Raw genomic sequence first — 10677 nt, 5'->3', positions numbered from 1 at the left:
TGTTCCATTTTTTCGCCCCCATATCTGTTTCTATTTTACCAGATATGGGGGCTTTGTGCTTGTTTTTTGACAGACTGCAAAAATGCCGTTACTTTTGCGCCGCTGTTCGGCGCAAAAGTCCGCGCTTCGCTTGCCGGAATCCTTGCACAGCAAGGCTTCCGGGGCATTTGATCCCATTCGAGGCGGGCGGCTGCCCCCTCGAGCTCCCCCGCCCCAACTTGAGCGGATTCATCTCAACAGAGGCTTTTTGACAAGCTGGGCGGGGGACCGCACTGCGGTCCCCCGCTCCCTGTCTTGACAGAATTCATTTTGCAGGATACAATAGGACAAACCGCAGAAAACTCCAACACAGGGGCGCTGGGAGCCATTCCCGGCTGAGATGCAGAGGCAAAGCGCAGCCTCCGGTCCCTTAAACCTGATCCGGGTAATGCCGGCGTAGGAAGTGAATGGATGTGCGTTGTCATGTTCCTTCTTTTCGTACCGCAAGACCCGTTGGGCTGTCCTGCGGTACTCTACATTTTTAGGAGGAATTGACAACTATGACACGATCTCATCTCGGCGTACGCATGCTGTGCGAGGGAGCCATTATGGTAGCCCTGGCCCAGATTCTCAGCTATCTGAAGCTGATGGAGCTGCCCAACGGCGGCTCTCTGACTCCAGCCATGTTCCCCATCATCCTGTTTGCGGTGCGCTGGGGGCTGGGGCCCGGCTTGATGGCCGGCTTTGTGTTCGGCCTGCTCCAGTTGATTTTTGACGGGGCCTACGCCTGGGGCTGGCAGTCCATGCTGCTGGATTATCTGGTGGCCTTTACTCCTCTTGGGTTAGCCGGACTATTTCGAGGCAAAAAGTGGGGCATTTTTGCGGGCACGATTGTGGGCTGTGCCGGGCGCTTCTTGGTCCACTATATCAGCGGCGTGACCATCTATAAAATTTTGGTCCCTACCGCATTTATGCAGTGGACATTCACCAGTCCGGAGCTCTATTCCATCGTCTATAACGGCTCCTACATGCTGCCCAACACCATCATCGCCTTGGTCATTGCGGCGTTTCTGTATCAGCCCATGAAAAAATATATCCTGGGGCAAGACATTTGGGAAAAGAGGTAGTTCCGCTGTCCTCCCGGGAATGGACAGGGAGGATGCCTCCATGGGAAAATTTGACGGTCTGCTGCTGGTCAGCGACTTTGACGACACCTTATATGATTTCCAGCACCGGGTGCCGCCCCGGAATATAGAGGCCATCCGGTACTGGATTCAGGAGGGCGGGCGCTTCACGGTAGCCACCGGGCGGGCCCACCGCACCTTTGCCCCATACGTCCATCTGGCCCCCATCAACGCCCCGGTAGTGCTGTCCAACGGCTCCGCCATCTACGATTTTCAGCGGGAGGAGATGCTGGTACAGACCCTGCTGGACCCCAGGGCCCCGGAGGATTTTGCCGCCCTCATGGAGGCCATCCCCTCCCTGGGGCTGGAGGCCTACCATGGGGAGGATATTTACGTCTACCGTCCCAACGCCGTCACCGACGCCCACATGAAGAAGGTGGGCACCGACTATGAGGAGCGGGCCGTCCCGGACATGCCCTCCCCCTGGACCAAGGCCATCGTCCAGCAGGAGTACGATGAGCTGCTGAAGGCCCGGTCCTGGCTGGAAGAGCACTGTCCCGGCCGGTATGAGGCCATTTTCTCCAACCGCTACTACCTGGAGATCACCCACCGGGGCTGCAACAAGGGGGGCATGGTGGCCCAGCTTCTGGAACTGCTCCATATCCCCCAGAAGAATCTCTATTGTGTGGGGGATAACCAAAACGACATCCCGATGCTGGAGCTGTCCGCAATCCCCTTTGCCCCCGCCAACTGTGCCCAAGAGGTCAAGGACTGGGGAGCCCAGATTCTGTGCCACTGTGATGAGGGCGTCATTGGAGACATTGTGGATCGCTTGGACCGGAAATTTTCTTGAACTTAGCATCTAGACTACAGACAGCCGGCTGCATTTCAAATGCGGCCGGCTGTTTTTATTGAAGCAAAAAATTTTGCCCTTTGACGCAATAAATAACTCCTCTGCCGCATTTCTAAAATAGAAGGGCCGCCAGCCTGAATCTTGATATATAGGGGGAACTGACAATGACTAAGGAATTACAGTTGCGTGGGACGCAGTTGGACGGGAAAAAGAAAAAGATTTTGCTGGCAGCAGGCGCGGCGGTGCTGGGAATTGCGGGTATCGTATTCCTGGCGTCCCTGCTGCTGCGGGTAGATATGGACCATGCCCGGGAGATCGCCCTCTCTGCCGCCGACGGAGGAGAAATCGTGGGACAGAGCGTGGATCGGGAGGGCTTTTGGAATGAGTACAGCTTCCAAATCTCCAACAACGGGACCTGGTATGAAGTAGAACTGGACAGCTTCGGCCAGGTGACAGAGCTGGAGAGCGGCTGGGATCAAAGCTGGGACTATGACCGTTGGGACTGGGATTGAACACAGCCTGTCAGCCCCTCCGGTCTACCAAATGTCTACCAGGTCTACCGCCGGGAAGCCTTGCGCGCCAAGGGTTTCCGGCGGTTTCTTTTTGCTGTTTTTGGGAGTCGGTCTACCAAAAGTCTACCAAGGTGATTTTTTGAGGGAGAAACCTGCGGGTTCCTCCCCTCTTTTTTGCATTTTGAGCACATTTCGGAGTATGCAAGGGGCGTTATGCTGTCATAGTTGGTTGAATCTTCCTGTTTCTTCTAGTTTCAGGAACTTTCTCCCTGGTTTTGGCAGAAATCTCTCCTCCGTGCCTGAATTTAAAAGGAGGAATTCCAATGAGAAACCTGAAGCGTGCTCTCAGCCTGGGTCTCACCGCGGCCATGATTTCCGGCCTGATGGTGATGGGCTCCAGCGCCGCGAGCTATGCGGACGTGACTTCTGAGGACAATCAGGAAGCCATTGAGGTTCTCCAGGCCGTCGGCATTATGGTCGGCGACGAGAACGGAGACTTCAATCCCGATCAGAAGGTCACCCGCAATGAGATGGCCGTTGTGATGTGCAACCTGATGGACTACACCGTGGCCAGCTATAAGGGGACCTCCCCCTTCACCGATGTGCCCACCTGGGCCGAGCCCTACGTGGCCGCCTGCTACACCAACGGCATTACCAGCGGTATCAGCGCTACCACCTACGGCGGAAGCGACACCGTGACCACCGGTCAGGCCGCTCTGATGCTGGAGAAGGCCCTGGGCTACTTCCAGTATCAGGCCGACTTCGGCTCTGACTGGCTGGTTGAGGCCACCAAGCAGGGCAGCCTCGCCGGTCTGTTTGACGGCGTGGACACCGGCGCCACCGAGGCCCTGTCCCGCAACGATGTGGCCCAGATGGTCCTGAACGCCCTGGAGGCCGACATGGTTACCGCCGAGAAGAACGGCAGCGACGTGCAGATCGGCGACATCATCATCTCCGGCGCCAAGGCCACTTATACCGCCCGTACCAGCAACGACACCAAGTACAGCAAGATCGACAACACCCGCGTGGACGGCAAGTACACCATCCAGCTGGGTGAGGATCTGTACGACGGCGACCTGGTGAAGAGTGGAAGCACCAGCGACGACTTCGGCCGTCCCGCTTCCAAGTGGACCTATAACAACAAGGAGGTCGGCACTTATGCCGACGACGCCGACGCAGTCTACACCGCCGCTGTGGCGAAGGAAGACCTGTACGACCTGGTGGGCAAGACCGTCTATGACGACCTGAAGAGTGGCGATGCCAGCTTCACTGTTGTGCTGGATGGTGTGGACGTGGAGAAGCCCGCGCTGAGCGACTACATCGCCCGCAACAACGATGATGATGCCGGCAAGGACATTATCAAGAAGGGCGCCACCACCGAGGTCTTCATCGACGATGACAACAACGTGGTCATCACCGTAATCAACACCTACGTGGCCCAGGTTGACGGCGACTATGACGAGGAAGACGAAGAGCTGGATCTGGCCACTCTGGAGGGTGCTGAGTTCGACGCTGACAGCATGACCCTGTCCAGCGATGACTTCGACTATCTGGACACCTATGAGGACGAGGACTATGTCCTGGTCACCGTGGCGGACGGCGAGATCAAGACCATCCAGCCCGCTGAGGTCATCACCGGCGACGTGACCGCCTACACCAAGGAGAAGACCGTCACCGTGGACGGCACCAAGTACGAGTACAGCAAGAACTACACCAAGGCTGTTGCGAGCGGCAGCGACCTGAGCTACAATCTGAACGATGAGTACACTCTGGTTCTGGACACCAACGGCTATGTGGTTTATGCGGATGCTTCCGATGGCACCAACGACTACGTCTATGTTGCGAGTGCTGGTCAGACCGGCGGCGCTCGGTCCAGTGTGGAAGCTGATGTCTACTTCCAGGACGGCACCAACAAGGTTGTCACGGTTGACAACGACGATGAGAGCCCCTGGAGCACTATTAATGGCAATGACCAGGCCGTAAATAAGTGGTTCTCTTATGACGAGAAGAGCAACGGTAAGTATGAGCTGACCGCTATCTCTGACACGCAGCGTTATGGCGTGACTACTTCTGCTAATAACGACGGTAAGATTCTTACCAACGGCAGCGCTTCTGTGTATGTAAACGATAACGTTGATGAGAGCAAGGCTGTTGCCCGTGCCAATAATGCTACCATCTTTATCGTGAACGATGATGACAATGTCACCGTTTACACTGGTATCAAGAATGTTCCCGATGTTAAGGTCTCTTCCGGCAATGCCTATGTGGGCGTGGTCATGGATGGCAACTATGCGGATGTTGTGTACGTTGGCGGCAATGACCTGTCTGTCTCCGGCGACAGCGGCGACCGCGTGTACATCCTGGATCCTAAGCCGGATGCCAGCGTGGACAGCGACGACAACGAGTACTTTGAGTATGACGCCATTGTGAACGGCAAGGTCACCACTGTAAAGGCCAATGACAACAACGTCTTCAAGAAGGATACTGTTGGTCTGTATCAGAATATCTCCTATGACAGCGACGGCTATGTGGATCGTGCCGAGCTGGTGACAGGCGATAAGGACGAGGACTTCAAGGCTTATGACGGCGGTGCAGTTTCCTACTCCAACGGCGTTCTGGCCATCGGCGATGAGGATATCGTTCTGGCTGACAACTACACCATCTTCCGTAACGATGATGGCGACGGCAAGACCATCACTCCCAACAAGTTCGCCAACGACTTCAAGGATAGCACCTACACTGGTACTGTCTATGTCTATGAGGATGACAACGACGAGGCTGTCGAGGTCTATGTCGAGTACAAGACTGTGAACGACAATGACGATGATACGCCTGTGATTACTGGTTATGATGTAGCTAGTACTAATGCTGGTACTAAGTCGGTCGAGCTGACCGCGAATTCCGTGAAGATTGCCAATGCCAAGATCGTTGACAGCAATGGCAACAACTATAATTACGGATCTGCAACCCTGACGTTCAAGGTCGAGGTTCGTGACGGCGGCTATCAGAACGAGGTCACCTTTACCGCTCCCGCTTCCACTAAGGATACGAGCACATACAGCGGTTGTATGATTGACGGTGAGTTCGCCCTGCCTTACACTCTGACGGCTGGTAATTATAGAGTGACCGTTACCGTTTCCAACAATGTAATTGGTGATTTGACTATTGGAACTGCAACTCTTACTGTTGACTAAGAAGTAATTCTTAACTAATAGGCCAATGAAAGGGAATACCCCCAGGATTATCTGGGGGTGTTCCTTTTATTTATTATCATCTCCATGCTATATAGTAATAAACCTCATCTTCATCATTTGAACGTAGGTCCTCCTCGTAGTCATAGTAGACCCGGAAGCCGTCTGTCTCGATGTTCACGACGGACAGCAGGGTGGTACCATAATACCGGGACAGAGCCACGGGGAACTCCGGAAACGCCATGCCGCCATAGTAGTACCCCACATAGGGACTGGAAGGATAGCCCTCCCGGACGAAGACCAGCAAGGCCCTGGGGGTGAAGCCCAGGGAGATAAACCGGCTGGCGGTCCCGTCGCCGGTGTAGGTCCCGGTGACGATGTAAGGCCGGGCCTCCAGGGCGGTCACTCGCGCTGCCAGCGCGGACAGGGCGGTCTGCTCCGCCTTGGCCGCCACCGTCGTTTGTAGGGCGGACACCGTCTCCGTTTCCGCCTTGTTAGCCAGGGCGGCGTCCAGTTTCGCGTTGTCCGCGTTGAAGTCGGTGCGCAGAACCTGATCGGTGGGTTCCCACTGGTTCAGCTGGTAATTGGTCGTTTGATTGGTCGCCATAAGTAAAATTCCTCCTTGTTTGAGTTGGGGCGATATTGAGACGGGCGGCCACATGGGGCCGCCCCTACAGGGGGTGAAAACCAGCTCTCTCATCCGTCACGCTTCGCGTGCCCCCTACCCCTTTTGGCCTTCGGCCTTCCTCCTGTGGAGGGAAGGCTTTGGATCTACTCAAATAGGGAGGAATTTGGACCTTTGTGGGACGTTTTGATACATATATTGGGAATTAGGACGGAGTGCGCCTGTTAGGGGGCGGGCGGCCGCAAGGGCCGCTCCTACGGCGGAATTTGGGCAAAAAACGCGGGCGCACAATGTGCGCCCCTACATCGCGTTTACGAACGGTTCTATATGCAGGAAAAGGGACAGGTCTGGAACCTATCCCTTAAAACCAAGAAGCGAAACGTAGTTTCGCACAAAATTTCTTTGCTTACTTTCTTTTTCAAAGAAAGTAAGAGGCCCCGGTTTACCACCGGGGCCTCTTACCTGTGTGTGTTGTAAAGGAGAGGGAGAAATGGGAGATATCGATTTCTTCTGGGTACGGTCTTATCATAACCGGAAAATAAGGCGAAACCGTGTCCGTATTATGAACTTTCTGTAAATCATATTTCATTTTTGCCTCGCATTTCCTTTGAAAATTCGAGAAAACGGGCCGTTTTTTGAACTTTAATGAAATGTTAAAACTTTTTTCAGCTTTTCTTAAGCTGCTTTCGAAAAGCATTTGCGGCAATACTTGACGGAACAAAGGGCGGCGTGCCATAATAAAATAATATGAATATGAAAATCTTGGGGCCGGACCATCCGGCCCACGGGGGAGGAACTTACCTTTGATCCAAACATTGATCCAGCGTTGGCTGGCCGGTCAGGACCCCAGCGCGCCGGAGGCGCGGCAGAAATGCGGCGCCCGGGCGGGAATGGTGGGCATTCTGCTCAACACCCTGCTGTGTCTGGGCAAGTTGGCCGCCGGAATGATCACCGGCTCGGTGGCCATCGTGGCGGACGCCCTGAACAACCTGTCGGACGCGGCCTCATCCGTGATTACACTGGTGGGCTTCCGGCTGGCGGGCCAGGCCGCCGACGAGGAGCACCCCTTCGGCCACGGGCGAATGGAGTACCTGACCGGACTTGTGGTGTCCATGGCCATTCTGCTCATGGGCTTTGAATTGGGAAAAAGCTCTGTGGAAAAGCTGATTCACCCGGAGGACCTGGATTTCTCCTGGCTGGCTGCGGCCATTCTGGCTGCGGCCGTCTTGGTCAAGCTGTGGATGTACCGCTTTAACCGGGCCGTCGGCCGGGCCATCTCATCCCAGGCGGTGGAGGCCACCGCCGCAGACAGCCTCTCAGACGCGGCGGCCACCGCGGTGGTACTGGCGGCCACTCTCATCGGCCACTTTTTCCATCTTCAGATCGACGGCCTTGCGGGGCTGCTGGTGGCGGCCTTCATTTTAAAGACCGGCTGGGAGGCCGCCAAGGACACTTTGGACCCTCTTCTGGGCCGCCCCATGGACCCGGAGCTGGCCCGGGACATCGACAAGTTGGTGGTTTCCCACCCCAACATTCTGGGTATCCACGACCTGGTATACCACGACTACGGCCCCGGCCGGGCCATGATGTCCTTCCACGCGGAGGTGCCCGCCGACGCAGACCTGTTGGAGATGCACGACATCATCGACCACATCGAGCGGGAGCTGAAGGAGAAACACCACATTGAGACGGTGATCCACATGGACCCGGTGGTCAACGACGAGCGCACCGCCGCCCTGCGGGCCCAGGTGGAGCAGCTGGCCCATGGGATCGACCCGGTACTGTCCATCCACGACCTGCGCATCACCGCCGGCCCCCGCCACACCAACGTACTCTTTGACGTGATGGTGCCCTACGGCTTCCACCTCACCGACAGCCAGGTAAGGGGCGAGCTGAGCCGGGGTGTGAAGAAGCTCTCGGAGAAATACACCGCAGTCATCGAGGTGGACCACTCCTATGTGGAACAGCGGGAGCACTCCTGACACGGATATTTACAAATTATTCACCCCACCCGGGTATAGGACCGGTATAATAACAATTAAGAAACGCTTTGCGAAACGGAGGGGTTTTTTATGGCCCAGAAGGTACTGATCGTAGAGGACGATGGAAATATTGCCGAGCTGCTCCATCTCTACCTGGAAAAGGAGGGCTTTGAAACTAAAGTGGCCAAGGACGGCGGCAAGGGCGTGGAGTATTTCCGCTCTTTTCAGCCCGACCTGGTGCTGCTGGACATCATGCTGCCCATCATGGACGGCTGGACGGTCCTGAAAAAGATTCGGGAGGAGGGCAGCACCCCGGTCATCATGCTCACCGCCAAGGGGGAGACCGAGGACAAGGTCACCGGCCTGGAGGGGGGCGCCGACGACTACATCGTCAAGCCCTTTGAGATGAAGGAGGTCCTGGCCCGCATCCACGCGGTGCTCCGCCGCACCGGCCAGGAGGAGGAGCAGGGGGAGAAGAAGCTGTCCTTTGACAAGCTGGTCATCAACCTGGACTCCTATGAACTGCTGGTGGACGGCAAGCGTGTGGACACGCCCCCCAAGGAGCTGGAACTGCTCTACCACCTGGCCGCCTCCCCCAACCGTGTCTTCACCCGCAACCAGCTGCTGGACGAGGTGTGGGGCTTTGACTACTTCGGGGACTCCCGCACGGTGGACGTGCACATCAAGCGCCTGCGGGAGAAACTGGAGGGCGTCAGCGACCAGTGGAGACTGAAGACTGTGTGGGGCGTGGGCTATAAATTTGAGGTCTCCCCCGCCAATGGCGCCGGCTGACCGTTTTGGGAGGTGTTCCCGTGAAAAGTCTGTATAAACGGGAGCTGGCCATGATGGTGGGAATCGTGACCCTGTCCTTTACCCTGCTGTCCACGGCATTCATGCTGCTTTCTTACCGCTATATCATCTCCGAGACCCGGGACCGCCTGGAGCGGAACGCGGGCTATATCGCCTCCGCCACTGGGAACTATCTCCAGAATTTCAACAGCTGGAATATATTTGACAGCCGTGCGGACACCTGGATTCTCTATCAGACAACCATGGAGACGGTATCCTCTGTCTCCGACGCCTCGGTCATTGTAGCCAGTACCCAGGGCGAAATCCTGTACGCCAGCGACGAGGGAATGTACAGCAAACAGATCCCCCAGCAGATCGTGGACCAGATCCTAGAGCGGGGAAACTACGCCGGACTCACCAATTTAAACGGCATCTATGGGAGCAACCGGTATATTGCCGGCCTCCCCGTCCAGGTGCAGCTGGACAACCCCAATCTTCTGGTCAATGTCGGGGTCGTTCTGGTTTCAGGCGATACCAGCGGGCTGTCTGAGATGTGGCGCTCCACGGCTACCATTTTCTTCTTCGCAGCGGTGGTTGTCCTGCTCATTGCCGTCGTCGCCAGCTCCATTACCTCCGCCCACCAGACCCGCCCCCTCACCGAGATGGCGGAGGCCGCCCGGAAATTCGGGCGGGGCGAGTTCGACGTGCGGGTGAACAACTACAAGGACCGGTGCGATGAGATCGGGGAGCTGGCCGAGGCCTTCAACTCCATGGCCAACTCCCTGGCCAAGGTGGAGAGCCAGCGGGCGGAGTTTATTGCCAACGTCTCCCACGAGCTGAAGACCCCCATGACCACCATCGCCGGCTTTGCAGAAGGGATTCTGGATGGGACAATTCCGCCGGAGAAAGAACGGGACGCTCTGAACGTGGTGGTGTCCGAGACCCGGAGGCTCTCCCGCCTGGTGCGGCGGATGCTGGATCTGTCCCGGCTCAACGCCCTGACAGAGACGGTCACCGCCCAGGAGCAGTTTGATATTATTGAAATCATGTCCCGGGTGCTGATCAGCCTGGAGGGGCGGATCAACGACCGAGGCCTGGACGTGGACGCCCAGTTTCCGAAGGACCCGGTAATGGTCTGGGGCGACCCGGACGCGGTGACCCAGGTGTGCTACAATCTGCTGGACAACGCGGCAAAATTTGCAGCCCAGGGAACGGCGATCACCGCACAGATCACCAAGAAGGACGGCAAGGCCTATATTGCCATTCGGAACCTGGGCGCAACCATCCCACCGGATGAGCTGCCTCTGCTGTTCGACCGCTTCCACAAGGCGGATTCCTCCCGCAGCGTGGACCGGGACGGCGTAGGTCTGGGTCTGTATATTGTCAAGACGATCCTGGGCAACCTGAAAGAGAATATCACGGTCACAAGCGAGGATGGAGTGACGCAGTTCACCTTCACCCTGACCTTGGCCTGATCGAATTTCCGTCCGGTCCGCCGGACAGAAGGGAGTGCGCTATGCACGAGCCGTCAAATGACCTTTGGACCGGCGGTCCCTGGGAACAGCCGTCCCCCTCGTTTCCCACACCGCCCGCGGTGGTCATCCCACCCACCCGGGCCCCGC

At 56.8% G+C, this 10677-nt stretch carries 8 protein-coding genes and 1 riboswitch; of the genes, 7 read left to right on the top strand and 1 reads right to left on the bottom strand.

Annotation, left to right across the window (positions count from 1 at the left end; all coding sequences use genetic code 11):
• Positions 1-340 precede the first annotated feature (340 nt).
• Positions 341-459, top strand: a riboswitch (TPP riboswitch).
• A gap of 80 nt (positions 460-539) precedes the next feature.
• From thiT to H6B31_RS15285, 4 genes are all read left to right on the top strand, one after another.
• Positions 540-1106 carry an energy-coupled thiamine transporter ThiT gene (gene thiT / locus H6B31_RS15300; protein ID WP_243419093.1) on the top strand — a complete coding sequence of 189 codons (567 nt, stop codon included), beginning with the start codon at positions 540-542 and terminating at the stop codon, positions 1104-1106.
• Positions 1107-1146: 40 nt separating this feature from the next.
• Entirely contained in the window at positions 1147-1956 is an 810-nt protein-coding gene (locus H6B31_RS15295) for an HAD family hydrolase (RefSeq protein ID WP_204899292.1), read from the top strand.
• A gap of 164 nt (positions 1957-2120) precedes the next feature.
• Positions 2121-2468, top strand: coding sequence for a hypothetical protein (locus tag H6B31_RS15290; RefSeq protein WP_204899291.1), 348 nt, complete (start codon positions 2121-2123; stop codon positions 2466-2468).
• A gap of 323 nt (positions 2469-2791) precedes the next feature.
• Entirely contained in the window at positions 2792-5662 is a 2871-nt protein-coding gene (locus tag H6B31_RS15285; RefSeq protein ID WP_204899290.1) for an S-layer homology domain-containing protein, read from the top strand.
• Positions 5663-5738: 76 nt separating this feature from the next.
• On the opposite strand, the gene H6B31_RS15280 is transcribed toward H6B31_RS15285, so the two are convergent.
• Positions 5739-6266, bottom strand: a complete 528-nt coding sequence (locus H6B31_RS15280) for a hypothetical protein (protein WP_204899289.1) — start codon at positions 6264-6266, stop codon at positions 5739-5741.
• A gap of 821 nt (positions 6267-7087) precedes the next feature.
• On the opposite strand from H6B31_RS15280, the gene H6B31_RS15275 reads away from it, so the two are divergent.
• The 3 genes from H6B31_RS15275 to H6B31_RS15265 all read left to right on the top strand — a co-directional run bounded on the left by H6B31_RS15275 (position 7088) and on the right by H6B31_RS15265 (position 10530).
• Positions 7088-8266, top strand: coding sequence for a cation diffusion facilitator family transporter (locus H6B31_RS15275; protein WP_204899288.1), 1179 nt, complete (start codon positions 7088-7090; stop codon positions 8264-8266).
• 90 nt (positions 8267-8356) lie between these two features.
• Entirely contained in the window at positions 8357-9058 is a 702-nt protein-coding gene (locus tag H6B31_RS15270; protein WP_087289603.1) for a response regulator transcription factor, read from the top strand.
• 20 nt (positions 9059-9078) lie between these two features.
• Complete coding sequence (locus tag H6B31_RS15265; protein WP_346014099.1) at positions 9079-10530, top strand: HAMP domain-containing sensor histidine kinase; 1452 nt, start codon at positions 9079-9081, stop codon at positions 10528-10530.
• The last annotated feature ends 147 nt before the right edge of the window (positions 10531-10677 follow it).

Source organism: Pseudoflavonifractor capillosus, from assembly GCF_016899775.1.
Taxonomy (GTDB): domain Bacteria; phylum Bacillota; class Clostridia; order Oscillospirales; family Oscillospiraceae; genus Lawsonibacter.
This window is presented reverse-complemented; position numbering and strand designations above follow the sequence as displayed.

Bases quoted from the DNA above. Each gene is read 5' to 3' on its own strand.
- thiT (WP_243419093.1), top strand. From the start codon at position 540: ATGACACGATCTCATCTCGGCGTACGCATGCTGTGCGAGGGAGCCATT.
- H6B31_RS15295 (WP_204899292.1), top strand. From the start codon at position 1,147: ATGGGAAAATTTGACGGTCTGCTGCTGGTCAGCGACTTTGACGACACC.
- H6B31_RS15290 (WP_204899291.1), top strand. From the start codon at position 2,121: ATGACTAAGGAATTACAGTTGCGTGGGACGCAGTTGGACGGGAAAAAG.
- H6B31_RS15285 (WP_204899290.1), top strand. From the start codon at position 2,792: ATGAGAAACCTGAAGCGTGCTCTCAGCCTGGGTCTCACCGCGGCCATG.
- H6B31_RS15280 (WP_204899289.1), bottom strand. From the start codon at position 6,266: ATGGCGACCAATCAAACGACCAATTACCAGCTGAACCAGTGGGAACCC.
- H6B31_RS15270 (WP_087289603.1), top strand. From the start codon at position 8,357: ATGGCCCAGAAGGTACTGATCGTAGAGGACGATGGAAATATTGCCGAG.